Origin of the sequence: Streptomyces sp. NPDC048211 (assembly GCF_043202315.1) — a bacterium.
In the GTDB taxonomy this organism is placed as follows: Bacteria; Actinomycetota; Actinomycetes; order Streptomycetales; family Streptomycetaceae; genus Streptomyces.
Genome location: NZ_JBIDAD010000008.1, coordinates 369,117 through 393,882 on the forward strand (window position 1 = coordinate 369,117; position 24,766 = coordinate 393,882).

Here is a 24,766-nt window from a genome sequence, read left to right on the forward strand (position 1 = left end):
CTGCGGTTCACACGCGTTCGAGGATCGCCGTGACGCCCTGACCGCCCGCCGCGCAGATCGAGATCAGTCCGCGGCCCGGGGCGTCGCGTTCCGCGAGCAGCTTCGCGAGGGTGGCGACGATCCGTGCGCCCGTCGCGGCGAACGGGTGCCCGGTGGCGAGGGAGGACCCCGCCACGTTGAGCTTGTCCCGGTCGACGGGGGCCAGCCCCTGCTTCTCCCAGGCAGCCAGTGTGGCGAGCACCTGGGAGGCGAAGGCCTCGTGGACCTCGAAGAGGTCGAAGTCCTCGATGCCGAGCCCGGCCCGCTCCAGCAGGCGGGGCACGGCGTACGCGGGCGCCATCAGCAGCCCGTCCTCGCCGCCCACGTAGTCGACCGCGGCCGTTTCGTACAGGGAGAGGTAGGCCAGCGGTTCCCGGCCGTGCCGCTCGGCCCACTCCTCGCTCGCCAGCAGCACCGTCGCGGCGCCGTCCGTGAGCGGGGTCGAGTTGCCCGCGGTCATCGTGGCGTCCGGGTGGTCCGTGCCGAACACCGGCTTCAGCGTGGCGAGTTTCTCCACCGTGGAGCCCGGGCGCAGGTTCTGGTCGCGGTCCAGGCCGAGGTACGGGACGACGAGGTCGTCCAGGAAGCCCCGGTCGTACGCGGCGGCGAGCCGCTGGTGGCTGGTGGCGGCGAGCCGGTCCTGCGCGGCGCGGCCGATGTCCCACTGCCTCGCGGTGACCGCCGCGTGGTCGCCCATCGACAGGCCGGTGCGCGGCTCGGCGTTGCGCGGGATGTCCGGGACGAGGTGCCGGGGGCGTACCCGGGCGAGTGCCGCCGCCTTGCCGCCCGTCGACTTCGCGCGCCGCGCGGACAGCAGCAGCCGGCGCAATTCGTCGTTGACGCCGAGCGGCGCGTCGCTGGTGGTGTCCGCACCGCCCGCGATCGCGCAGTCGACCGCCCCCAGCGTGATCTTGTTGGCGGCCGCGATGACCGCCTGGAGGCCGGTGCCGCAGGCCTGCTGGAGGTCGTACGCGGGCGTGCGCGGGTCGAGGAGCGAGCCGAGGACGGTCTCCCGGGCCAGGTTGAAGTCCCGGCTGTGCTTGAGGACCGCACCGGCGGCGAACTCGCCGACCCGCTGCCCCTGGAGTCCGAACCGCTCGACCAGACCGTTCAGCGCCGCGGTGAGCATCTGCTGGTTGGAGGCCTGCGCGTACGGCCCGTCGGAGCGCGCGAAGGGGATACGGCTGCCGCCGATGACCGCGACCCTGCGGGGCTGCGGGAGTGCGAGGGGGATCAACTCGACCAACTCATCTCGACCAGCTCCTGACTCTTGAGTAACCTTACTCTGGAGTAAATCTACGACCGAGCAGGGAGTCTGGACAATGGCCGACCGCTATCTGCACCTGACCGGCACAGCCACCGGCCGATTCCTGACCCGGAGACTCGGCCTGCCCCAGCCCGCCCCGCTGCGCCGCTGGACCCTGGAGACCCAGACCCTCACCGGCCCGGTCCTCCACCTCACCGCCGGGGACTCCGCCCTCACGGACGAACTCCGCACCGTCCTCGCCGCCTGCGGACCGGAGGTCGTGGCACGCGCCGACCGGCCCGCCGGAATCGTCCTGGACGCGACGGCCGTCGACACCGCCGCCGGACTCGCAGCCGTACACGCCGCACTCCACCCGGTCGTCCGCTCCCTCGCGCCGGGAGGCCGCGTCGTCGTCCTCGGGGTGCGCCCGTCCCCGGACGACCATCACCAGGCCGCCGCCCAGCAGGCCCTCGAAGGCTTCGTGCGCTCACTCGGCAAGGAGATCGGCAAGGGCTCCACCGTCCAGCTGCTGCGCATCGCGCCCGGCGGGGTCGCCGGCGCCGGGTCCACCCTGCGCTTCCTGCTCTCCCCCCGGTCCGCGTACATCAGCGGCCAGGTCATCGAGGTGACCGACGCCGCCCCCGACCCCGTCGCCGACTGGGCGGCCCCCCTCACCGGCCGCACCGCACTGGTCACCGGCGCGGCACGCGGCATCGGCGCCGCGGTCGCCTCGGTCCTGGCCCGCGACGGCGCGCACGTCATCTGCCTGGACATCCCGCAGGCCCAGGAGGACCTGGTGCGCACCGCGGACCGGCTCGGCGCCACCGCCCTGCCGCTGGACATCACCGCGGACGACGCGGCCGAGCGGATCGCCGCCGCAGCGCCGGACGGCCTCGACATCCTCGTCCACAACGCCGGCATCACCCGTGACCGGCGGCTCGCCAACATGGCCGCCGACCGCTGGGCCTCGGTCATCGACGTCAACCTCGACAGCGTCCTGCGCACCACCGACGCCCTGCTGAAGGCCGGTACGGTCAACCGCGGCGGCCGGATCGTCGCCACCGCCTCCATCGCCGGCATCGCGGGCAACAACGGCCAGACGAACTACGCGGCCAGCAAGGCCGGCATCATCGGCCTGGTCCGCTCCCTCGCGCCACGCGCCGCCGCCGACCACGGCGTCACGGTCAACGCGGTGGCCCCCGGCTTCATCGAGACGAAGATGACCGCGGCCGTCCCCCTCTTCATCCGGGAGGCCGGCCGCCGGATGAACTCCCTCTCGCAGGGCGGTCTCCCGGTCGACGTCGCCGAGACCACCGCCTGGTTCGCCCAGCCCGCCTCCGGCGCCGTCAACGGACAGATCGTCCGGGTCTGCGGCCAGAGCCTGCTGGGAGCGTGACGCGGATGCCGAGCCTGACCCTGTCCCTGGCGCGCGGAGCCGCGGCGTCCCCGTTCAAACGGGCCGGCCGGCCCGGCGCCACACTGCCGGCCGACCGGCCGACCCGGCCGGCCGCACCGACCGCCCCCGGACCGCTGGCCGCGTACAACAGGCTCTGCGGATTCACCGGGCCGGACACCCTGCCGGTCACCTACCCGCACGTCCTGGCCTTCCCGCTGGCCATGGACCTGATGACCCGGCGGCACTTCCCGCTGCCGGTCACCGGCCTCGTCCACACCTGGATCGAGATCACCGCGCACCGGCCGCTGCTCCCGGCGGACGAACTGGAACTCTCGGTGCACGCGGACGAGTTGCGGCCGCACCGGCGCGGCACCGAGGTCACGATGGTCACCGGGGCGAGGCTGGCGGGCGAGCTGGTGTGGGAGTCCCGCAGCGGCTATCTGTCCCGCCACGCGACCCGTACGGCCACGGCCCCGGCCCCCGCCGCTCCCGAACCGGCACTCCCCGCCGTCACCGAGTGGCGGCTGCCGGCCGACCTCGGGCGGCGCTACGGAGCCGCGTCCGGCGACCGCAACCCGATCCACCTGTACCCGCTGACCGCCCGGCTGTTCGGCTTCCCGCGCGCCATCGCACACGGCATGTGGACCGTCGCCCGCTGCCTCGCCGAGGCCCCGCAGCCCCACCTGATCCACTCGGTACGGGCCGACTTCAAGGCCCCCGTCCTGCTGCCCGGCACCGTCACCTACGCCACGGACGGCGCCGCCTTCCAGCTCCGCGGCGACGGCGGACGCGTCCACCTGACGGGGACGGCGAGCGCGGCCGCCTGACAGGGGCGACAGCGGCTGCGGGCCCGGAGGCCGGTGCTACACCCGGCCCGGGGCCTGCCAGGGACGACCGTTCATCAGGTTCTCCAGACCGGCCCAGGAGAAGTTCATCAAGGTGGCCGCGGCCTCCTTCGCCGAGACGCCCGGAGTCTCGTTCGCCCAGCCGGCGAGCGCCTCAGCGGCGCCCACCAACGCCTGCGCGAGCCCCGTCACATCGCGGTCGGGAAGCGCCGGATCACTGTGCGCCTCGCGCGCCGCGGCGCCGATGAGACCCGTCACGAACGCAACGATCTCCTCGCGCATCACGTTCACCTCACCGGCGAACGGCTCCCCGTGCGTCCGTGCCTGCCGGTACAGCACCGCCCAGCCGTGCGGGTTCTCCGCGGTGTGCGTGAAGAACGCCCGCAGCCCCTCCCAGAGTTGGCGGTCCGCCGGCAGCCCCGGCTGCACGCCCGCCTGCACGGCGGCGACCAGCGCTTTCGCCTCGCGCGCGATGCACGCGGAGAAGAGTTCGTCCTTGGAGTTCAGATAGAGGTAGACCAACGGCTTGGACACGCCGGCGAGCTCGGCGATCTCGTCCATCGAGGCCGCGCGGAATCCCCGCTGCCCGAAGATCTGCACCGCGGCGTCCATCATCTGCTGCTCACGCACCGCGCGCGGCATCCGTTTGCTCTTCACAGCACCCACGTCGACTTCCTCCCGCCCCCGATGCCCTACTCCTCGGTAAGCGTACGGCGCGGGCCGCCTCGCCGCGTCGCACGGAGCGGGGTTCGCACCGCGCGGACGGCCGGAAATCATCGCCCGGCACACGGGAGCGCCCCCGGTCCAGTGGGACCGGGGGCGCTCCTGGGGATCGTGCGTGCGGGTTACGCGGCGACCGCCACGCGCTCCCGCTCGGTCGCGGGCACCTCGTCCTCGACCGGGGAGGCCGAGGCCGAGTTGTACGCGTCGTGGTCGAGGATCTTCTCGCGGGCCGCGACGATCACCGGGACGAGAGCCTGGCCGGCCACGTTCGTCGCCGTCCGCATCATGTCCAGGATCGGGTCGATGGCCATCAGCAGGCCGACACCCTCCAGCGGGAGGCCCAGCGTCGACAGCGTCAGGGTCAGCATGACCGTGGCGCCGGTCAGACCGGCGGTGGCCGCCGAACCGATCACCGAGACGAACGCGATGAGGATGTAGTCACCGACGCCCAGCTGCACGTCGAAGATCTGCGCGATGAAGATCGCGGCCAGCGCCGGGTAGATCGCGGCGCAGCCGTCCATCTTGGTCGTCGCGCCGAACGGGACGGCGAAGGAGGCGTACTCCTTCGGGACGCCGAGGCGCTCGGTGACCTTCTGGGTGACCGGCATCGTGCCGACCGAGGAGCGGGAGACGAAGGCGAGCTGGATCGCGGGCCAGGCGCCCTTGAAGAACTGGAGCGGGCTGACCTTGGCGACGGTGGCGAGCAGCAGCGGGTAGACGCCGAACATGACCAGGGCGCAGCCGATGTAGACGTCGGCGGTGAACGTCGCGTACTTGCCGATCAGGTCCCAGCCGTAGTCGGCGATCGCGTAGCCGATGAGGCCGACGGTGCCGAGCGGGGCGAGGCGGATGACCCACCACAGGGCCTTCTGGAGGAGCTCCAGGACCGACTCGCTGAGGGTGAGGATCGGCTGGGCCTTCTCGCCGAGCTTCAGCGCGGCGATACCGGCGACGGCGGCCATGAAGACGATCTGGAGGACGTTCAGCTCGGTGAACGGCGTGATCACGTCGCTCGGAACGATGCCTGTCAGGAAGTCGAGCCAGGAGCCTGCGTGCTCGGGGAGCTTGCCGTCCTTCGGCGTGAGGCCGGTGCCGGAGCCCGGGTTCGTGATCAGGCCGATCGCGAGGCCGATGGCGACCGCGATCAGCGAGGTGATCATGAACCAGAGGACGGTGCGGCCTGCCAGCCGGGCGGCGTTGTTGACCTTGCGCAGGTTGGTGATCGACACCAGGATCGCGAAGAAGACGAGCGGTGCGACGGCCAGCTTCAGCAGCTGGACGAAGATGTGGCCGATCTTGTCGAGCGTGGTGTAGAGCCACTCGATGTCGTAGCTGCGGGTGAGCCAGCCGAGCAGGACGCCGAGCACGAGGCCGGCGACGATCTGGGCCCAGAACGGGACCTTGGGTATGCGGAAACCGGAGCCGGTGGGCTCATCGGTGGTGGTGGACGCGGGGTTCGCGGACACGGACACACTCCAGATGTGACGCATCGGGACGCACGGGGGCGCGGTGCGGGGGACGGGGGTGCGGCGCCCGCGTCAGGGGCGGCGCCGCTGCATGATGCCGGTTCAGACGTTGCGGCAACAGACCGCGGACATACAGCGGCAGAGATCGACATGCAGGCGCTCCACGAGCGGGATGCTCGCGGCAGGTCGGAGGCGCACAGCTGTCTTCATGTCGAACACGTTAACACTTGAACTTTGAGAACCTCAAAGGTCTTCTTTGGGGATCCGGAGCGGCCGGCGGCCCGTCGATCCGGACGGTCCACGCTCAACACCCGTCCCGGGAACGCGAAAACCCCAGTACAGGAGCGGTCGCTCCGATGCTGGGGTTTCGAGAAGAACGGGGGCGGGTGTGAGGAAGCTTACAAATTCCTTACTCTGCCCTCACCGAATCACTACTGGCTGACGCTGTCCTCGCGCGTGCGGTTCGATTCGAGGCGGGCCTTGGCGCGGTCGACCGAGGACACGATCTGCACGGACATCTCGTCGCGCTGCTTGCGCAGGAGTACGTAGCTGAGCGGCGCGGAGAGCACCAGCGCGAGCAGGACGACCCAGACGACGTTGGATCCGCCCGCGCCGGAGGGGATGAGCCCGAAGTTGACGGCGATGGCGGCGACGACGAGGCAGCCGACGAAGATGCTCAGACGCATCGCGGTGTACCGGACGGTTGCGCTCGGCTTGGCAGCGGACACAGCTGGCCTTCTCTCTACGTACGACAGTCCTGCCCGACCAGTGAAGCATGCCCCACAATCGATCAGTTCGGAGGGCTGCGCCAAGCACGTGCCGGAATCCCTCCCCCGACCCCGCCGCCCGCGCTCAGCGGAGCGGCAGCAGCATGATGACGTCGTCCCGGTCGTCGCCCTCGGCCACCCGGATCGCCCCCGGCACCCGTCCGACCTCCTTGTAGCCGCAGGCGCCGTAGAAGCGGTCGGCGCCCGTGCCGCCGCGGCAGGTGAGCCGGATAGCCTCGATGCCGTCGAGGGTGCGCGCGGCGTCGGCGGCCGCGGCCATCAGATCGCGGCCGTAGCCGCGGCCCTGGTGCCGGGGGTGGACCATGACGGTGTAGATCCAGAGCCAGTGCCTCATCAGCCGGTGGGTGTTGTGGGTGAGGAAGGCCGTGGCGGCGACGGCACCCTCCTCGTCGTAGCCGACGAGCAGCCGGGTCCGGCCCTCGGCCATCGCGGTCAGGTGCTTGACCAGCTCGGGCCGGACGTCGTCGGCCGTCACGGGCGGCACGAAGCCCACCGCGCCGCCCGCGTTGGACACATCGGCCCACAGCGCGGCTATACCGTCCCGGACGGACGGGTCGAACGAGGGATCCAGCTCAAATGTAAGCGCCATATGCGCAGATTAACCATTACTCCCTTTCGGCTCAACCACCGTCCGAAACGCGAGAAAGCTCCGGCCGGGGACGGCGGCCGGAGCTTTCGTACAGCGGTACGCGCGACGGGGCGCGCGCAGGTTCAGACCCGCATCGGCTGCGGCGACTCGCGCCGGTCCGCGTCCGGGCCCGGGTACTCACGGATGATCTCGTACCGGGTGTTGCGCTCCACGGGCCGGAAGCCGGCGTCGCGGATCAGGTCCAGCAGATCCTCACGGCCCAGCTTGTTCGGCGTGCCGTAGTTGTCCGCGTCGTGCGTGATCTTGTACTCGACGACCGAGCCGTCCATGTCGTCCGCGCCGTGCTGGAGCGCCAGCTGGGCGGTCTGCACGCCGTGCATCACCCAGAAGACCTTGACGTGCGGAACGTTGTCGAACAGCAGGCGGGAGACCGCGAAGGTCTTCAGCGCCTCCGCGCCGGTCGCCATCGTCGTCCGCGCCTGGAGCTTGTTGCGGACCTTGCCGTCCTTCATGTCCACGAAGTCGTGCTGGTAGCGCAGCGGGATGAAGACCTGGAAACCGCCGGTCTCGTCCTGCAGCTCACGCAGCCGCAGCACGTGGTCGACGCGGTGACGGGGCTCCTCGATGTGCCCGTACAGCATCGTCGCCGGGGTCTTCAGACCCTTCTCGTGCGCGAGCCGGTGGATGCGCGACCAGTCCTCCCAGTGGGTGGCGTGGTCGACGATGTGCTGACGGACCTCCCAGTCGAAGATCTCCGCACCGCCGCCGGTGAGCGACTCCAGACCGGCCTCGATGAGCTCGTCGAGGATCTCGGAGGCCGAGAGCCCGGAGATGGTCTCGAAGTGGTGGATCTCGGTGGCGGTGAACGCCTTGAGGGAGACCGACGGCAGCGCTTCCTTCAGCGCGCTCAGCGAACGCGGGTAGTAGCGCCACGGCAGGGTGGGGTGCAGCCCGTTGACGATGTGCAGCTCGGTGAGGCTCTCGCCCTCCATCGCCTTCGCGAGACGGACGGCCTCCTCGATGCGCATCGTGTACGCGTCCTTCTCGCCCGGCTTGCGCTGGAACGAGCAGTACGCGCACGAGGCGGTGCACACGTTGGTCATGTTGAGGTGACGATTGACGTTGAAGTGGACGACGTCGCCGTTCTTGCGCGTACGCACCTCATGGGCCAGACCGCCGAGCCAGGCCAGGTCGTCGGACTCGTAGAGCGCGATCCCGTCCTCGCGGGTCAGCCGCTCACCGTCCCGGACCTTCTGCTCCAGCTCGCGCTTGAGTCCCGCGTCCACTAGGGCGCCTCCCATTTCTCTCCGTAACAGCCTTCAGCTCACCGTACGCCTAGCCCTCTTCGGGAAGGTCTCCGACCCGGTTCTCCCACTTGGTGGACAGGACGATCGTGGTCCGCGTCCGGGAGACGCCCTTGGTACCGCTGAGCCGGCGGATGGTCTTCTCCAGGCCGTCCACGTCACCGACCCGGACCTTGAGCATGTAGGAGTCGTCGCCCGCGATGAACCAGGCGTCCTCGATCTCGGCAAGGTCCTTCAGCCGGCGCGCCACGTCCTCGTGGTCGGCGGCGTCGGAGAGCGAGATGCCGATCAGGGCCGTGACCCCGAGGCCGAGCGAGGCGGCGTCGACGGTGGCGCGGTATCCGGTGATGACACCGGCGGTTTCCAGCCGGTTGATGCGGTCGGTGACGCTGGGCCCGGAGAGCCCCACGAGCCGCCCCAGCTCGGCGTACGAGGCCCTGCCGTTCTCCCTGAGGGCCTGAATGAGCTGCCTGTCCACCGCGTCCATGTGACTGAAACCTTCCATTGTTCAGCAGTATCGCAAGTCTACGTGTAGAATCTAAGGCATGCAGGCTTCGCGGCCTGCAAATCTTTCCGAACTTCCAAAAAACGCATTCGAATCTTCAGGAGTGGATACACCGTGTACACGATCGAGATGGCCTACGCCCGGATGCGCGAGCTGCAGGACCTGGCCAACCGCTCGCGTGCCCATCAGCCCGCCGCGGCCCACCGGGTCGACAGGACCCGCAACCCGCGCACCCCCAAGAAGCGCTGACTCCACCCGGATCAGCCGCGAGAGCCACCACCGAGCTCTCCCTCCCAGCGGCGGTACAGCAGATGCGGCACCCCTGCCGCGTCCAGCACCCGCCCCGCGACGAAATCCACCAGATCCTGGATGTGCGTCGCCCCCGCGTAGAACGCCGGAGAGGCGGGCAGCACGACCGCGCCCGCCTCGTCCAGGGCCACCATGTGCCTCAGCGTCTGGCCGTTCAGCGGCGTCTCGCGCACCGCGACGACCAGCTTCCGCCGCTCCTTGAGCGTCACGCTCGCGGCCCGCTGCAGCAGATCCTTCGAGAGCCCGAGCGCCACCCCGGCCACACAGGCCGTCGACGCGGGCACGATCAGCATCCCCTTCGCCGGATACGACCCCGAGGACGGCCCCGCGGCCAGATCGCCGGCCGCCCAGTGCCGCACCCCGGACACGTCCACGTCGAAGGTGTGCGGCTTCCCGTCCGCCCCCCGTGCCAGCCAGCCGCGCAGATCCTCCTGCCAGTGGGCGTCACGGAACGCGATCCCCGTCTCGTCCAGCAGCGTGAGGCGCGAGGCCCGGCTGACCACCAGGTCGACCCTCTCCCCCGCGGCCAGCAGACCGCGCAGCACGGCGGCGGCGAATGGGGTGCCCGAAGCGCCCGAAACCCCGACAATCCAAGGCTCTCGCCGCTGCTGACTCACTGAAGTCCCGGAATCCACACCCCCGAGCCTATCCGGCAGGCCGCAGCGCGGGCGCGTCAGGAGTTCGGACCCGGAACGGGTACTACACCGTCAGGCCCCGCACCAGCAGGTCCAGCAGCGCGCAGGCGAACAGCGCGATCCCGATGAACCCGTTGACCTGGAAGAACGCCCGGTTCAGCCGCGAGAGATCGTGCGGCCGCACCACCCGGTGCTCGTACACGAAGGCCACGGCGACGATCACCATGCCGATCCAGTAGAAGAGCCCGGCCTCCGTGGCCAGACCGAACCAGACCAGCAGGCCCGTCGTCACCGCGTGACAGACCCGGGCCCCCCACAGCGCCGCCGGGACGCCGAAGCGCGCCGGGACGGACAGCACCCCGTGGGCGCGGTCGGCCTGCACGTCCTGGCAGGCGAAGATCAGGTCGAAGCCGCCGATCCAGACCCCGACGGCCAGCCCCAGGATCACCGCGTCCCACGACCAGCTGCCCGTCACCGCCAGCCAGGCGCCGATGGGCCCCATGGCCTGGGCGATGCCCAGGATGGCGTGCGGGTAGTTCGTGAACCGCTTGCCGTACGGGTAGACGACCATCGGGATCACCGCGAGCGGCGCCAGCGCCAGACAGAGCGGGTTCAGCAGAGCCGCCGCCCCGAGGAACACGACGACGGCGACGAGCGCGCCGGTCCACGCCGACTTCACCGACACCGCGCCCGTCACCAGCTCGCGGCCCGCGGTACGCGGATTGCGGGCGTCGATCTCCCGGTCGATGATCCGGTTCGCGGCCATCGCGAACGTCCGCAGCCCGACCATGGCGATGGTGACCAGCAGCAGCGTGACCCAGTGGATCGACTCGTCGTCGGCGAACATCGCGGTCAGCGCGGCGATGTACGCGAAGGGCAGCGCGAAGACCGAGTGCTCGATCATCACGAGCCGCAGGAACGCCTTGACCTTGCTGTTCGGTTGCGCGGGCCCGGAGCCCAGGGTCGCTTCGGCGGCGCTCACAGTCCGTATTCCTTCCACCGGCGGTCGACCTTCGCCGCCGTGTCCGGGTCGGACTCGACCATGTCCGGCCAGCCCCCGTCCCGGGTGTAGCCCTCCTCGGGCCACTTCTTCGTCGCGTCGATGCCCGCCTTGCCGCCCCAGAACTGCTGGTAGGAGGCGTGGTCGAGATGGTCGACGGGCCCCTCGGCGACGGTGAGGTCGCGTGCGTAGTCGGTGTTGCCGAGCGCCCGCCACGACACCTCGTGCAGATCGTGGACGTCGCAGTCGGAGTCCACGACGACGATCAGCTTCGTCAGCGACATCATGTGCGCGCCCCAGATCGCGCTCATCACCTTCTGGGCGTGCTTCGGGTACTTCTTGTCGATCGAGACGATCGCACAGTTGTGGAAGCCACCGGACTCGGGCAGGTGGTAGTCCACGATGTCCGGCACGATGATCTTGAGCAGCGGCAGGAAGAACCGCTCGGTGGCGCGGCCCAGCGGCCCGTCCTCGGTCGGCGGCCGGCCGACGACGATGGACTGGAGCAGCGGCCGCTTGCGCATGGTCACGCAGTCGATGGTCAGCGCGGGGAACGGTTCCTGCGGCGTGTAGAAGCCGGTGTGGTCCCCGAACGGCCCCTCGGGAAGCATCTCCCCGGGCTCCAGCCATCCTTCGATGACGACTTCGGCGTTGGCCGGGACCTGGAGCGGGACGGTCTTGCAGTCGACCATCTCGATGCGCTTGCCCTGGATGAACCCGGCGAAGAGGTACTCGTCGATGTCCCCGGGCAGCGGCGCGGTGGAGGCGTACGTGACCGCGGGCGGCGCGCCGAAGGCGATGGCGACCGGCAGCCTCTCGCCGCGCTTGGCGGCGACCTGGTAGTGGTTGCGGCTGTCCTTGTGGATCTGCCAGTGCATCCCGATGGTGCGGCGGTCGTGGCGCTGGAGGCGGTAGAGCCCGAGGTTCCGGACGCCGGTCTCAGGGTGTTTGGTGTGGGTGAGCCCCAGGTTGAAGAAGGAGCCGCCGTCCTTGGGCCAGGTGAACAGGGCGGGCAGCAGGTCCAGGTCCACGTCGTCGCCGGTGAGGACGACCTCCTGGACGGGCGCGTTCTCGCTCTTCACCTTCTTCGGCGGTACGTGCACCATCGTGCCGAGCTTGCCGAAGGCCTCCCGGACGCCGACGAAGCCGTGCGGCAGCTCGGGCTTGAGCAGTCCGCCGATCTTGTCGCTGATGTCGGCGTAGGACTTCAGCCCGAGCGCCTTGAGGAGGCGCTTGTCGGTGCCGAAGACGTTCATGGCCAGGGGCATCGAGGAGCCCTTGACGTTCTCGAAGAGCAGCGCCGGCCCGCCGGCCTTGTTCACCCGGTCGACGATCTCACCGACCTCCAGGTAGGGGTCGACCTCGGCCTTGATGCGCTTGAGCTCGCCCTCGCGCTCCAGAGCCCGGAGGAGGGATCGAAGATCGTCGTAAGCCATACGCCCCAGTATCGGCCACCCGCTACCCTGGGCCCGTCACCGGGGCGGGACATTGCCCCCGCCAACTCTCCTCGGGGGGACCTTCCACCATGTTCCGGGCCCTGATCTATCTCCTGCCGCTGGCACTGACGATCTACGCGTTCATCGACTGCCTGAACACCCCGGAGGACGAGGCCAAGCACCTGCCGAAGATCGCCTGGGTCTTCATCATCCTGCTGTTCTGGATCGTCGGCCCGATCGTGTGGCTGGCCGCGGGCAAGTTGCGCGAGGTCCCCGCCGGAGGCCGCACGCCGTCCGAATGGCACCGCAACCACCGTCAGCGGTGGGTGGCACCGGACGACAATCCCGACTTCCTGAAGTCCCTGAAGGACGAGAACGAGAAGGACGAGGCCGTCCTCAAGGACTGGGAGGCGGACCTGCGCCGCCGCGAGGACGAGCTCAAGCGGCGGGAGAACGGGCCGGAGGGCTCGGCACCGCCCGCTTCCTGACCGCGTCCGCCGCCCCCGCTTCCCGGCCGTCGCCCCTCTGCCGCTTCCCGGTCACGCGTACAGCTGCTGCCCCAGCTTGTCGAGCAGGGGCAGCAGCGCTGTGCGCTCCTCCGGGGTGAGCGCTTCGAGCGCGGCGTGCACGGCGCGCATCTCGGCGCGGATGGTGTAGGCGAGCGCCGTGCCCTCGGGGGTGCGGCTCGCGACCTTGGAGCGGCGGTCGTCGGGGGACGGGGTCCGGCTGACCAGGCCGCGGGTCTCCATGCGGCCGACGAGGCCGGTGGCGTTGGACGCGTCGCAGACCAGGTGGGCGGCGAGCGCGCTCATCGGCATGGGTTCGTTGAGCGCGATCAGCGCGCGGGCCTGCGAGGTGGACAGGCCGTGGCGGGCGGCGACGGCGGTGAGGTCGTCGTGGTGGCCGCGGACCACGAGGGCCAGGGGCTCCAGGAGGTCCTCCGGGGTCGGGACGGGTCGATCGTCCGGAGCAGCGGCGGCGCGGGGCGTCGGTTCGGTGGTCATGGTCGGCCATTCTTCGATCGGCGTCCGTCGACATTTATTTGACATGCTCAACTTTTGACAGTTACATGAACTGGATTGCTTGAGCATATCAAGTTCCATGCCGGCCTCGCCGGTGTTCAGCCGCAGTCCCCCATCGCAGGGAGTACCCCATGCCTTCCGCATCCGAGACCGTCGACCGCCTTCGCGCCACCTTCCGTACCGGGCGGACCAAGAGCCTCGACTGGCGCACGGATCAGCTCCGGCGACTGCGGGCGCTGCTCACGGAGCGCGGTGACGAGCTCGCCGCCGCGCTCAACGCCGACCTCGGCAAGAGCCGCAAGGAGGCGTACCGCACCGAGATCGACTTCACGGTCCGCGAGATCGACCACACGCTGGAGCACCTCGCCGACTGGCTGCGGCCCGAGCCCGCCCCCGTACCGGCCTCGCTGCGCGGCGCGACGGCGCACACCGTGCAGGACCCGCTCGGCGTCGTCCTGGTCATCGCACCCTGGAACTACCCGGCGCAGCTGCTGCTGGCCCCGGTCGTCGGCGCGCTGGCCGGGGGCAACGCGGTCGTGGTCAAGCCGAGCGAGATGGCGCCCGCGACCTCCGCGGCCGTCGCGCGGCTGCTGCCGCAGTACCTGGACACGGACGCGGTCGCCGTCGTGGAGGGGGCGGTCCCCGAGACCACCGCGCTGCTCGCGGAGCGCTTCGACCACATCTTCTACACCGGCAACGGCACGGTGGGCCGCATCGTGATGGCGGCCGCCGCCAGGCACCTGACGCCGGTGACGCTCGAACTGGGCGGCAAGTCACCGGTGTTCGTGGACCGGGACACGGACCCGAAGGCCGTCGCCGGCCGGCTGGCGGCCGGCAAGTTCCTGAACGCGGGCCAGACGTGCGTCGCCCCCGACTACGTCCTGACCGACCCGGAGACCGGTGCCGCCCTCGCGGACGCGCTCGCCGCCGCGGTCGAGGGACTGTACGGGGCGGACCCCTCGACGCACCCGGAGTACGGGCGGATCGTGAACCAGCGCCACTTCGACCGGCTGACGGGGCTGCTGGGCTCGGGCCGCACGGTGACCGGCGGGACGTACGACCGGGACAGCAGGTACATCGCGCCGACCGTGCTGGCCGACGTGGCGCCGGACGCGCCCGTGATGCGGGAGGAGATCTTCGGCCCGGTGCTGCCGATCGTCACGGTCGACGGGCTCGACGAGGCGATCGCGTTCATCAACGACCGCGACAAGCCGCTCGCCCTGTACGCGTTCACCGATTCGGACGCCGTACGCGAACGGCTGGTCGCCGAGACGTCCTCGGGCGCGGTCGGCATCGGACTGCCGCTGGCCCATCTCACGGTGTCGGACCTGCCGTTCGGCGGCGTCGGCGAGAGCGGGATGGGGAGTTACCACGGCCGGTACTCGCTGGAGACCTTCAGCCACCGCAAGGCGGTCCTGGACACCCCGATGCCCTCGTGAGCGCGCCCGGCCGGGACGCGGTGTGGCTGGCCACCGCCCTCGACGAGGCGCGCGCCGGTCTCGCCGAGGGCGGCATCCCGATCGGTGCCGCCCTGTACGGGGCGGACGGCACGCTGCTGGGGCGCGGCCGCAACCGCCGGGTCCAGGACGGCGATCCGTCGACGCACGCGGAGACGGCCGCCTTCCGGGCGGCCGGGCGGCAGCGTTCGTACCGGGGCACGACGATGGTGACGACGCTGTCGCCGTGCTGGTACTGCTCGGGCCTCGTGCGGCAGTTCGGGATCTCGCGGGTGGTGATCGGCGAGGCGGAGACCTTCCACGGCGGGCACGACTGGCTGGCCCGGCACGGGGTGGAGATCGTGGTGCTCGACGACGCCGCCTGCGTGGAGCTGATGCGCGGTTTCGTACGGGAGCACCCCGCCCTGTGGAACGAGGACATCGGCGACGACTGACCTCCCTCACCGCGCACCGCGCCCCCGCCTCGATCGTTCGAAAATTGTCACCGCCCTCCAACACCCGGTCGATAAACTGATGTTGACGGAGTGGCAGATCGGAGTGCGGCGGCGCTGGGGGTGCTGTGGAGCGAGAGCTGTACGGGCGCGAGGCAGTTTTCGGTGATGACGGACTTGCGGCGCGCCTGACCGGCCTCACTCCACACGGCTCGCGGCGGGTCGCCTGCGAGCACGGCGACGATCCGCCGGTCGCGGTGCTGACGGGCGGCCGCGGCATGGGCAAGACGGCGGTGCTCAAGCAACTGCGCAGCCTGTACCGCGAGATCACCCCGGTCGCCCTGGTGGACTGCGAGGCCGTGCTGCCGCCCGCGGATCCGGGGCCCGGCTGGACGCCGGTGACGGGGGTGCTGCCGGAGCTGGCCACCCAGCTCACGGCCCGGGTGCACGCGGCCCGTCCGGTGCAGTTTCCCCGCCTCGGTCTGGGCCTCGTGGCGGTGGCTTCGGTGTCCTGGCGGCGGGAGGACGAATCGCGGGCCCAGCGCGACCTGCAGTCGCTCGGCCCGGTGCTGGCGACGCTCGACACCCGGGGCGACGCCGCGACGGGCTGGGTCACCAAGGTGCTCACGAAACTGGCGGCCGGAGCCTTCGACTCGGTGGCGCCGATGGCGGGCATGGTGGCCGAGGCGACCGTGGAGACGGTGCTGGAGGAGACGTTCAGCCGGTTCCAGCGGCGGTCGGCCGACTGGTACGGGACCTATCCGCACGCGGGCGGCAACGGACGCATCGGACTGCGGCAGCTCGCGGTCGACTTCGAGCGCGGCGGCGATCTGCGCCGCCGCGCCGAGGACCATCTGGTGCTGGCCCTGGTCGAGGACCTGGTGCGGGCGTACCGGGGAATGGCGCGCGGTGCCCGGCGGGGCCGTCCGGTCCTGCTTCTCGACAACGCGCACACGGAGCTGGGCCGCCGGCTCGTCGAGCCGCTGCTGCGGCAGCGCACGGCCGGCGTGCGGGACCAGATCGCGGTGTTCGCGTCGTCCCGCGTCCATGACCACGCGGGGCTGAGCCACGCGGTGCGCCGACGTCTGCCCGAGGTGGCACACGCCTCGCACTGGGCGCGGGGCACGGAGGTGACCTCCGGGATCCTGGCCGTCGGCCTCACCCCTCTGGACGCGTCCCACGTCCGCTCGGCGCTCGACCGGCACGATCCGCACGGCCGGACCCCCGCCGGGCTGGCGCGCGGGGTGCACCGGCTGACGGGCGGGCGGCCGCTCGGCGTGGCCCTGCTGGCGCAGGCGGCGGGCGAGTCGCCGGACCCGGGCGCCCTGGTGCCGGGGGCGCTGCTGGACGGCACGGTGGAGCTGCGCGAGGACCGGCCGCCGGTGCGGGTGGCGGACGAGCTGCTGGAGCGGCTGCTGCCCGGGCAGCGTCCGGACGTGCTGAGCGTGCTGGCCGCCGCGCACGGCGAGGACTCGGCGCGGCTGCTGGCCACGACCCGGCTGCGCGGGGAGTCGTCGGACGGCGATGTGGCGCTGCGGGTGCGGGACGCGCTGCGGGCGGAGGACTGGCCGGTGGGGCCGGAGCACTTCGTCGCCGATCCGCTGCTGCGGTCGCTGCTCCTGCACCGGCTGCGGTTCCAGGACGACGACCCGCCGTACTACGCGGCGTGGCGGGCGGTGCACGAGACGCTGCGTTCGGCGTACGCGGCCGGGGGCGCCTGCCCCAGCGAGCCGCACCGGCTGCACCAGGAGCTGGTGCTGGGCGGGGCGGAGGACTGCGTCACGCACCTGCGGGTGCAGTTCGCCCGGCCCGATGTGCTGAGCTGGCTCGACGCGCTGCGGTTCGTCGCCTCGGCCCCCTTCCCGCGCCCGCCCGGCAGCACCGGTCCCGATCCGCGGCGGGCCGTCGCACTGGGGCGGGCGGCCGCTTCGGACGACGAGCGGGCGGCGTTGGCCGGGCTCGTCGAGCGGGACGCCGAACTCCAGTTGCAGTTGAGGCGGTTGCTCCACGCCGTCTGGCTGCTGTCCGATCCGCTGGCGCTGCCCGACGAAGAGGTGATCGACAAGATGGCGCACGAGCTGCGGCAGTTGTCCGGCAGGCACGCGACGGGGCACGCGGTGCTCTGGGACGCGGCGACGCACTGGCCGCGCGATCTGCGGGAGTGGCGGGCCCTGTCCATGCCGCCGGGGGCGCCCGCCCCCGTCCGGGGCGGGCCGCACCGCCCGGGGGGCGGTGGTCCGGATGCGTAATCCGCTGCGGTACCGCCTGTGGTGGACCACCCGGCAGAAGATCGTCACCTCGGTCGTGGTGGCCGCCCTGCTGGTCACGGCCGGCTGGTACGGGGTGGACCGCGTCACCGCACCCGAGGACCGCTCCTGCGCGGCGGGAGTGGAACGGCCGCAGGGCAGCGACGAGTGCGTCGGGGTGTCCGGGGACGGCTACGACTTCGGGCAGTCGCAGCTGACGTCGGCCGCGGCGGCGATCGGCCGGGAGAACCGCTCGCTGAAGAAGGACGCCCCGTACGCGACGGTGGCGCTGCTGCTCCCGCTGACCTCGACCGACGCGTCCATGCGCACGAAGGTGCTGCACGAGCTCCAGGGGGCGTTCGCCGCGCAGTACCGGGCCAATCACCACGCGAACGGGCAGGTCCCGCAGATCCGCCTGGTGCTCGCGAACATCGGGAACAACAGCCTCCAGTGGCGCCCGGCGGTGGACCGGCTGCTGACGATGACGGGGGCTCCGGACCGGCTGCGCGCGGTGTCCGGGGTCGCGATCAGCAGTACGCAGACCAAGGAAGCGGTGAAGGAGCTGACCGGGGCCGGGATTCCGGTCGTGGGCTCCACGATCACCGCCGACGACATCGCCAACGGCCCGGCCGGCGACCCGTTCCCCGGCCTGGCCCGGGTGTCGCCCACCAACCGGGACGAGGCCCGCGCCCTGGCCTCGTTCGGTGAGGTGAAGGCGGACAAGGCGTTGCTGGTGCAGGACACCCGCAGCGGCGACCACTACACGGACACCCTGAAGTCGGCGTTCCGGAATCTGCTGAAGGGGTCGAAGTACGAGCCGGAGCTGTTCACCTCGCGCAAGGACCCGTACGACGAGGGCACCACGGCCAACACCTTCGAGCAGATCACCCACCTCATCTGCGACACGGACGCGGACACGGTGTTCTTCGCCGGGCGCCACGTCCAGCTGCGCCAGTTCGTCAACGCGCTGGGCGCGCGCGGCTGTCAGAGCCGCCGCTTCACGGTGCTCACGGGTGACGAGGGCTCGTACCTGGGCGACGACGAAAAGCTCGACCGGGACGCGCTGCGGCGCAAGGTGACCGTCCGCTACGCCTCGCTGGCCCATCCGGACGCCTGGCCCACGGTGGCGGCGGGCAAGAAGCAGCCCACGGGCGGTTCGGCACAGGACTACCGGGCGTTCACCGGTCTGCTGGCCGAGGTGGGAAGGAAGCCGGTCGGCCCGATCGGGCCGACCGCGCACGACGACCTGACCGACGGACAGGTGATCATCGCCCATGACGCGATGACGCTGGCGGTGGCGGGTATCCGGCGGGCGACCACGGACGGGAAGGAGATCCCCGGGCTGGAGGACGTGGGCGGCCAGTGGCCCCGGGTGAAGGGGTCCCTGCGGGTGCGGGGGGCCAGCGGCTGGATCTGCCTCGACAACCACGGCAACCCGTACAACAAGGCCGTACCGGTGGTGGAGCTGGCACCGGACCCGCCGCACCAGCGGTTCTCGGCGCTGGCCTGGCCGGAGGGGGCGCCGCCGAAGGAGCAGTGCCTGCCCCCGTCGTCGGCGCCCTGACCCGGGAACGGAAGACGGCTGCCCGCCCCCGCCGGAGCGGGGACGGGCAGCCGTGGGGTGCGGGCCCCGGGGGCTCAGACGCCGGCGTAGGAGTGCTTGCCGGTGACGAAGATGTTGACGCCGTAGTAGTTGAAGATCCAGCAGCCGAAGGCGATCAGCGCCAGGTAGGCGGCCTTGCGGCCCTTCCATCCGGCCGTCGCACGGGCGTGCAGGTAACAGGCGTACGCGACCCAGGTGATGAAGGACCAGACCTCCTTGGGGTCCCAGCCCCAGTACCGGCCCCAGGCGTCACCGGCCCAGATCGCACCCGCGATGATCGTGAACGTCCACAGCGGGAAGACGGCGGCGTTGATCCGGTACGAGAACTTGTCGAGGCTCGACGCGGACGGCATCCGGGAGAGCACCGAATGGGCGAACGTGCCCGGCTGCCCCCCGTTGGCGATCTTGCTCTCGTAGCTGTCGCGGAAGAGGTAGATGAGCGTGCCGATGCCGCCGATGAAGAACACGGCACCGCAGATGATGGCGGTGGAGACGTGGATCCACAGCCAGTACGAGTGCAGGGCGGGCACCAGCTGGTCGCTGGAGGTGTAGAGCACCGTGGTCGCGAGGCCGAGGTCCAGCAGGATGGCCGTGACCAGGATCAGGCCCATCCAGCGGACGTTCTTCTTCAGCGCGAGCAGGATCAGGTACGCGCCGACCGCCACCGTGGAGAAGGTGATGGAGAACTCGTACATGTTGCCCCAGGGGGCCCGCTGCACGGACAGGGCGCGGGCGATGACCCCGCCCGCCTGGACGAGGAAGGCGAGCACGGTCATGGAGACCGCGATCCGCCCGTAGAGGTCGCCCTTGAAGGTGCCGCCCGCGGCACCGGGTCCGTCCGGCACATCGCGCGATCCGGCCGCGGAACGGGTGACGATCTTCGGCCGCTCCAGTACGGCGGTGGTGCCGCCCTTCTGCGCGACCTGGACCTTCACCGTGCCGGCGGCGGCCTGCTCGGCCGTCAGCTCGGCGGCGGTGCGGCCGACCTTGCTCCGGGAACCGAACACCCACTCCGCGATGTGCGCGAAGAAGGCCAGCGTGTAGACGGCCATCGACGAATAGATCAGCACATTGCTGGTGTGTGCCAGGTTCTCGTTGGTTGCGGCGGCGAGATTCACTTCTCAGCCCCTTCGGAAGGTTCTGCGGAGGACGCGGCGGCGACGGGGGTGCCGGGGTCCGGATCGGGGTCGGGGTCGGTGTCTGGGCCGGACGCGGTGGGCGCCACGGCGTTGAGCGTGACCGCGAGATCGGCCAGCTCCTCGGGAAGCTTCGCGGACTCGCTGCGGCCGAGCCCCGCCATTTCGACGACGGTGACGCCGTCGGCGCCGCGTACGGCGCGGATCCAGACCCGGCGCCGCTGGATGAACAGGGAGCCGGCGAGTCCGGCGATCGCGCCGATGGCCCCGGTGAGCGCCCAGCCGCTGGCGGGCTGCTTCGAGATCTGGAAGCTGGCCCACTCCTGGAGGCCTTCGAAGGTGATGGAGCCTGCCCCGTCGGGCAGCTTCATCGTCTCGCCGACGAGCAGGCGCTGCTTGAGCTGCTTGCCCTGGGAGTTCTTGAACTCCTTCATCTTGGACGTGTCGAGCTGGTACACGTTCTGCGCGATGCCGGAGTCGACGCCGAGCGAGCCGTGGAAACCGTTGAGCGCGAGAACCGGCATGTCGGCGGCCGGGAACTGCGAGAACATCGTGCCCTTGCCGTTGCCGGCGAAGGTCGGCACGAAGAACGCCTGGAAGCCCAGCTGCTCCTTCTTGCCGTCCTTGCCGCGGTAACCGTCCATCACCTTGATCGCACCGGACGACGTGACGTTGTTGTCGATGGGCAGCAGCGGCACGGCGGCCTTGTAGACCTCCTTGCCCCTGCCGTCCTTGACGGAGACGACGGGCGCGTAGCCGTGGGCGTTGAGATAGACCTTCGTACCGTCGACGACCAGGGGTTCGTTGACCTTGATGACCTTCTTCTCGGCCTTGCCGTAGGCGCCCTTCGAGTACGTCACGCGCGCCTCGTAGGTCCGCGGCGTGCCGATCTGGGGGCCGCTGCGCTCGTACGTGCCGATGAAGTCGTCGAGGGTGAAGCTGAAGGGGACCAGCGAGTCGTTGTCGAAGAGCGAGCCGGACTTGAAGTCGTCGTACTGGGTGATCGTGTTGGAGAAACCGTCGCCCTCGACGACCAGCTTGGCGCCCTCGGACTTGAAGAGCTGTCCCCAGGCGAAGGCCACCAGCATCACGATGAGCGCGATGTGGAACATCAGGTTCCCGGCCTCGCGCAGATAGCCCTTCTCGGCCGCGACCGCGTCCCCGTCGACATGGGCCCGGTAGCGGCGCTTGCGCATCATCGCGAGCGCGGCCTCGTGGACCTGCCCGGGCTCGGCCTCGGTGCGCCAGGTGGTGTACGCGGGCAGCCGGGTCAGGCGCCCCGGTGCGCCCGGCGGGCGGCTGCGCAGCTGGCCGATGAAGGTGCCGGTGCGCGGCACGATGCAGCCGATGAGGGAGACGAACAGCAGGATGTAGATCGCGGAGAACCACACCGAGCTGTAGACGTCGAAGAACTGGAGCTTCTCGTAGATCGGCGTGACGGTGGTGTGGAGCCCCTTGAAGGTCTGCACCTTGAGCTCGTCGACGCTGTTCTGCGGGATCAGGGAGCCGGGGATGGCGCCGAGCGACAGCAGGAAGAGCAGGATCAGCGCGACCCGCATGGAGGTGAGCTGCCGCCAGAACCAGCGGGCCCAGCCGATGACGCCCATGGCGGGAAGGCTCGCCAGGCTCTCCTCGCGCGGGGCGGTCGAGAGCTGGGAGCCGGCGGCGCCGAGCTCCTGGGCCGTCTCCCGGTCCCGCTCGGCGCGCACCTCCCGCTCGTCGGGGCGCTCGCGCTTCTGGGACGGGTTGGACTTGGTGTTGCTCATTCGGTACTCAGATCCCCACCGTGAAGCCGGCGGACCAGCCCTGTAGTTCCTGCATCATGCTGCCCCACGCGCCGGTCAGCAGGAGCAGCCCGGTCACGATCATCATGCCGCCGCCGATGCGCATGACCCAGGCGTAGTGGCGCTTGACCCAGCCGAACGCGCCGAGCGCCTTGCGGAAGGCGACGGCCGCGAGCACGAACGGGATGCCGAGGCCCAGACAGTAGGCGACGGTCAGTATCGCCCCGCGTCCGGCGGTCCCCTGGTCCATCGCGAGGATGCTCACCGAGCTGAGCGTAGGGCCGAGGCACGGCGTCCAGCCGATCCCGAAGAGCGCGCCGAGCAGCGGGGCACCGACCAGGCCGGTCACCGGCTTCCTGTGGATGCGGAACTCGCGCTGGGTCATCCACGGCATCAGGCCCATGAAGAAGAGGCCCATGAGGATCATCAGCACGCCGAGGACCTTGGTGAGCGGTCCGCTGTTCGCCTGGAGCGTGTCGCCGAAGTAGCCGAAGAGGGCGCCTCCGGAGACGAACACAGCGGTGAAACCGGCCACGAAGAGCGAGGCGCCCGCGACCATGCGCCCCCGCCGGGCGTCGGCCAGATCGGCCCCGCTGACTCCGGTGACGTAACTGAGGTAGCCGGGGACGAGCGGCAGGACGCAGGGCGAGAAGAAGGAGACGAGCCCGCCGAGCAGGGCGATGGGCAGGGCGACGAGCAGGGCCCCGCTCAGGACCGTCTCGTTCTGTGTGGCGGCGGCGAGGGTGATCACCTGATCACTTCTCCGCGATCAGCGGGTCGAGCATCTTGTGCAGGTTGGTGTCGTCGAGCGGGCCCACGAAGCGGGCGGCCAGCTTCCCGTCCCGGTCGATGACGACGGTCGACGGGATGGACTGCAGCTTGAACGTCCCCTTGGGGAAGCGGAGCAGGAGCTTGCCGGTCCGGTCGTAGAAGCTGGGGTAGGTGACCCCGAAGTCCTTCTCGAAGCTGATGGCCTGGGCGCGCTCCGCGTCGCGGGTGTTGACCCCGACGAACTGGACGCCCTGGCCCTCGGTCTCCTTGGCCACCTTGGTGAAGTACTTCGACTCCAGCCGGCAGGGGGCGCACCACGAGCCCCAGGCGTTGAGCACGATGATCTTGCCCTTGTAGTCGGCGAGGTCGAGCTTCTTGCCGTCCAGAGTCTCGCCGTCGAGCTTCGGCGCGTCGGCCCGCTCGCCCTTGGGCGCGGTGGCGATCCCGCCGGTGCCCGTGACGAAGTTGGTGTCGCCGCCGCCACCGGTCTGGCCGTCCGAGCTGCACGCGCTCAGCGTCAGTGCGAGCGCGACGGCCGCCGCGGGGGCGGCGAGCAGGGTGAAGCGGCGTCGATGTGCGCGGCCATAGCTCATGTGAAAAGTTTCGCATGGCGGTTTCGGGGATCTTGGGCACCCCCCTCGGTGCCCGTAAAGCCCGTTGTCAGGCTTGTTTAAAGAACGTGTTCCAACCGCCGTCGGGGGCCTGCCCGACCTCCAGCGAACGGAGCTTGGCGAGCACCGCGGGATCCTGGACGTCGAGCCAGTCGACGAACTGCCGGAAGGAGACGAGGCGCACATCCGGCTTCCCGGCGATGTGCTTGAGCGCGTCCTCGACCGCATCCATATAGATGCCGCCGTTCCACTCCTCGAAGTGATTTCCGATGTAGAACGGCGCACGGTTCGTCTCGTACGCGCGCTGGAAACCGCTGATGTACGACTGCGTGGCCTGCTCGCGCCAGCCCGGATACCGGGAGGGCATTCCCCTGGTCGAATTCAGCGACTGGTTGGCCAGGATGTTGTAGTCCATGGAGAGGACCTCGAAGCTGTGCCCGGGGAAGGGGATGCCCTGGAGCGGCAGGTCCCACACGTCCATGCGCTTGGTGGGCCAGACCTGGGTGCCGCCGGGCGAACTGGCGTCGTAGCGCCATCCCAGCTTCTTCGCGGTGGGCAGCAGATTGTCCTGTCCGAGCAGACAGGGGGTACGGCCTCCGATGAGTTCCTTGCGGTAATCGAAGGGCAGCGGATCGAGGTCGGTCCAGCCGGTGTTGGTGCGCCATTCGGTGACGAAGGAGATCGACTGATCGATTTCGCTCTGCCACTCGGAGGCCGACCAGTTGCCCACCGATCCGGAACCGCCGCAGAAATGCCCGTTGAAGTGCGTCCCGATCTCGTGCCCGTCGAGCCAGGCCTGGCGCACGTTGTTCAGCGTCTCCTTGATGTGGCCGTCGGTGAGATAGCCGATGTCGGAGGCGCCGATGGGGTTGTTCGGCGGGCGGTAGAGGGTTTTCTTCGATTCGGGCAGCAGATAGAGCCCGGACAGGAAGAAGGTCATCGCCGCGTCGTGCTGTTTGGCGAGTTCCAGAAAACGCGGGAACAGTCCGTTTCCGACCTCGCCGGCGCCGTCCCAGGAAAAGATCACGAACTGCGGCGGCTTCTGGCCCGGTTCGAGCGGAACGGGCGCGGACGGCTGGTGCGGCTGCTTCCCGGTGTCGGCGGTGGAACCGTCCCCGATGGCACGGACGTCCTTCTTCGCGGGTCCGTTGCCCTTGACCGCACCGTCGGTGCCCTTCTGGCCCTTGGCACCCTTGTCCGGCCCGGCCCCACCCGTACGGGAGGTACCGGATGAACTGCAGCCCGCCACCCCGACGGCGGCCGCGGCCCCAAGTCCGGCTCCGAGCAAACCCCTTCGGCTGATGTCACGCATGCGGATCCCATCTGCGGTCGTTTTGCCTCAAGTCCATACAAACTGCCAAAGGCTTAGATGGGCGAAGCAACACGGAGGTTCCGCGAATTAGCACACAATTCTTTACGGAACC

At 70.4% G+C, this 24,766-nt stretch carries 24 protein-coding genes; 8 read left to right on the top strand and 16 right to left on the bottom strand.

Annotated features, from left to right (window positions below):
- Window positions 1-7: 7 nt before the first annotated feature.
- On the bottom strand, window positions 8-1,285 hold the full coding sequence (locus tag ACGFZA_RS28470) for an acetyl-CoA C-acetyltransferase (protein ID WP_393682801.1): 1,278 nt from the start codon (window positions 1,283-1,285) through the stop codon (window positions 8-10).
- A 76-nt stretch (window positions 1,286-1,361) separates the two neighbouring features.
- On the opposite strand from ACGFZA_RS28470, the gene ACGFZA_RS28475 reads away from it, so the two are divergent.
- A complete protein-coding gene (locus tag ACGFZA_RS28475; RefSeq protein ID WP_385286463.1) occupies window positions 1,362-2,681 on the top strand; it encodes a 3-oxoacyl-ACP reductase in 1,320 nt (439 codons plus the stop codon).
- A gap of 5 nt (window positions 2,682-2,686) precedes the next feature.
- Complete coding sequence (locus ACGFZA_RS28480; protein ID WP_393682803.1) at window positions 2,687-3,508, top strand: MaoC family dehydratase; 822 nt, start codon at window positions 2,687-2,689, stop codon at window positions 3,506-3,508.
- Window positions 3,509-3,544: 36 nt separating this feature from the next.
- Here the strand turns inward: ACGFZA_RS28480 and ACGFZA_RS28485 are convergent, their stop codons facing one another.
- From ACGFZA_RS28485 to ACGFZA_RS28510, 6 genes are all read right to left on the bottom strand, one after another.
- Window positions 3,545-4,168, bottom strand: coding sequence for a TetR/AcrR family transcriptional regulator (locus ACGFZA_RS28485; protein WP_385286526.1), 624 nt, complete (start codon window positions 4,166-4,168; stop codon window positions 3,545-3,547).
- A gap of 203 nt (window positions 4,169-4,371) precedes the next feature.
- The gene (locus tag ACGFZA_RS28490) at window positions 4,372-5,715 is read right to left on the bottom strand and encodes a dicarboxylate/amino acid:cation symporter (protein WP_385286466.1); all 1,344 of its coding nucleotides are present in this window, start codon (window positions 5,713-5,715) and stop codon (window positions 4,372-4,374) included.
- Window positions 5,716-6,146: 431 nt separating this feature from the next.
- The gene (locus ACGFZA_RS28495) at window positions 6,147-6,401 is read right to left on the bottom strand and encodes a DUF4229 domain-containing protein (protein ID WP_385286528.1); all 255 of its coding nucleotides are present in this window, start codon (window positions 6,399-6,401) and stop codon (window positions 6,147-6,149) included.
- Window positions 6,402-6,567: 166 nt separating this feature from the next.
- Window positions 6,568-7,092 (bottom strand): GNAT family N-acetyltransferase, encoded by a 525-nt coding sequence (locus ACGFZA_RS28500; RefSeq protein ID WP_385286468.1) that lies wholly within the window; start codon window positions 7,090-7,092, stop codon window positions 6,568-6,570.
- Window positions 7,093-7,214: 122 nt separating this feature from the next.
- Window positions 7,215-8,378: an aminofutalosine synthase MqnE gene (gene mqnE, locus ACGFZA_RS28505; protein ID WP_385286530.1), complete on the bottom strand. Its 1,164-nt coding sequence runs from the start codon at window positions 8,376-8,378 to the stop codon at window positions 7,215-7,217.
- A gap of 49 nt (window positions 8,379-8,427) precedes the next feature.
- Window positions 8,428-8,883: an Lrp/AsnC family transcriptional regulator gene (locus ACGFZA_RS28510; RefSeq protein WP_311311891.1), complete on the bottom strand. Its 456-nt coding sequence runs from the start codon at window positions 8,881-8,883 to the stop codon at window positions 8,428-8,430.
- A gap of 132 nt (window positions 8,884-9,015) precedes the next feature.
- Between ACGFZA_RS28510 and ACGFZA_RS28515 the strand changes: the two genes are divergently transcribed.
- Window positions 9,016-9,150, top strand: coding sequence for a hypothetical protein (locus ACGFZA_RS28515; RefSeq protein ID WP_359085743.1), 135 nt, complete (start codon window positions 9,016-9,018; stop codon window positions 9,148-9,150).
- Window positions 9,151-9,161: 11 nt separating this feature from the next.
- Here the strand turns inward: ACGFZA_RS28515 and ACGFZA_RS28520 are convergent, their stop codons facing one another.
- The 3 genes from ACGFZA_RS28520 to ACGFZA_RS28530 form a co-directional block, all read right to left on the bottom strand.
- Window positions 9,162-9,827: a UbiX family flavin prenyltransferase gene (locus tag ACGFZA_RS28520; RefSeq protein ID WP_393682907.1), complete on the bottom strand. Its 666-nt coding sequence runs from the start codon at window positions 9,825-9,827 to the stop codon at window positions 9,162-9,164.
- 82 nt (window positions 9,828-9,909) lie between these two features.
- Complete coding sequence (mqnP, locus tag ACGFZA_RS28525) at window positions 9,910-10,827, bottom strand: menaquinone biosynthesis prenyltransferase MqnP (RefSeq protein ID WP_393682806.1); 918 nt, start codon at window positions 10,825-10,827, stop codon at window positions 9,910-9,912.
- Entirely contained in the window at window positions 10,824-12,281 is a 1,458-nt protein-coding gene (locus ACGFZA_RS28530; RefSeq protein ID WP_385286472.1) for a menaquinone biosynthesis decarboxylase, read from the bottom strand. The genes mqnP and ACGFZA_RS28530 overlap by 4 nt, the downstream gene beginning before the upstream one ends.
- A gap of 89 nt (window positions 12,282-12,370) precedes the next feature.
- Between ACGFZA_RS28530 and ACGFZA_RS28535 the strand changes: the two genes are divergently transcribed.
- The gene (locus tag ACGFZA_RS28535; RefSeq protein ID WP_385286474.1) at window positions 12,371-12,769 is read left to right on the top strand and encodes a PLD nuclease N-terminal domain-containing protein; all 399 of its coding nucleotides are present in this window, start codon (window positions 12,371-12,373) and stop codon (window positions 12,767-12,769) included.
- A gap of 51 nt (window positions 12,770-12,820) precedes the next feature.
- Here ACGFZA_RS28535 and ACGFZA_RS28540 read toward each other — a convergent pair whose 3' ends face one another.
- Entirely contained in the window at window positions 12,821-13,285 is a 465-nt protein-coding gene (locus ACGFZA_RS28540) for a MarR family winged helix-turn-helix transcriptional regulator (protein WP_385286476.1), read from the bottom strand.
- A gap of 149 nt (window positions 13,286-13,434) precedes the next feature.
- Between ACGFZA_RS28540 and ACGFZA_RS28545 the strand changes: the two genes are divergently transcribed.
- From ACGFZA_RS28545 to ACGFZA_RS28560, 4 genes are all read left to right on the top strand, one after another.
- Window positions 13,435-14,742 (top strand): aldehyde dehydrogenase family protein, encoded by a 1,308-nt coding sequence (locus ACGFZA_RS28545; protein ID WP_393682809.1) that lies wholly within the window; start codon window positions 13,435-13,437, stop codon window positions 14,740-14,742.
- The gene (locus ACGFZA_RS28550) at window positions 14,739-15,194 is read left to right on the top strand and encodes a nucleoside deaminase (protein ID WP_385286479.1); all 456 of its coding nucleotides are present in this window, start codon (window positions 14,739-14,741) and stop codon (window positions 15,192-15,194) included. The genes ACGFZA_RS28545 and ACGFZA_RS28550 overlap by 4 nt, the downstream gene beginning before the upstream one ends.
- A gap of 125 nt (window positions 15,195-15,319) precedes the next feature.
- Window positions 15,320-17,440 carry a hypothetical protein gene (locus ACGFZA_RS28555; RefSeq protein WP_393682811.1) on the top strand — a complete coding sequence of 707 codons (2,121 nt, stop codon included), beginning with the start codon at window positions 15,320-15,322 and terminating at the stop codon, window positions 17,438-17,440.
- Window positions 17,433-19,001 carry an ABC transporter substrate-binding protein gene (locus ACGFZA_RS28560; protein ID WP_393682813.1) on the top strand — a complete coding sequence of 523 codons (1,569 nt, stop codon included), beginning with the start codon at window positions 17,433-17,435 and terminating at the stop codon, window positions 18,999-19,001. Before ACGFZA_RS28555 ends, ACGFZA_RS28560 begins: the two co-directional genes overlap by 8 nt.
- A gap of 74 nt (window positions 19,002-19,075) precedes the next feature.
- Here ACGFZA_RS28560 and ccsB read toward each other — a convergent pair whose 3' ends face one another.
- The 5 genes from ccsB to ACGFZA_RS28585 all read right to left on the bottom strand — a co-directional run bounded on the left by ccsB (window position 19,076) and on the right by ACGFZA_RS28585 (window position 24,654).
- Window positions 19,076-20,158: a c-type cytochrome biogenesis protein CcsB gene (gene ccsB, locus ACGFZA_RS28565; protein ID WP_385286486.1), complete on the bottom strand. Its 1,083-nt coding sequence runs from the start codon at window positions 20,156-20,158 to the stop codon at window positions 19,076-19,078.
- Window positions 20,155-21,942, bottom strand: coding sequence for a cytochrome c biogenesis protein ResB (locus tag ACGFZA_RS28570; protein ID WP_393682816.1), 1,788 nt, complete (start codon window positions 21,940-21,942; stop codon window positions 20,155-20,157). The genes ccsB and ACGFZA_RS28570 overlap by 4 nt, the downstream gene beginning before the upstream one ends.
- 7 nt (window positions 21,943-21,949) lie before the next feature.
- A complete protein-coding gene (locus tag ACGFZA_RS28575; protein WP_393682818.1) occupies window positions 21,950-22,711 on the bottom strand; it encodes a cytochrome c biogenesis CcdA family protein in 762 nt (253 codons plus the stop codon).
- 4 nt (window positions 22,712-22,715) lie between these two features.
- Window positions 22,716-23,324: a TlpA family protein disulfide reductase gene (locus ACGFZA_RS28580; RefSeq protein WP_385286491.1), complete on the bottom strand. Its 609-nt coding sequence runs from the start codon at window positions 23,322-23,324 to the stop codon at window positions 22,716-22,718.
- A 67-nt stretch (window positions 23,325-23,391) separates the two neighbouring features.
- Complete coding sequence (locus tag ACGFZA_RS28585) at window positions 23,392-24,654, bottom strand: hypothetical protein (protein WP_393682820.1); 1,263 nt, start codon at window positions 24,652-24,654, stop codon at window positions 23,392-23,394.
- Window positions 24,655-24,766 lie beyond the last annotated feature (112 nt).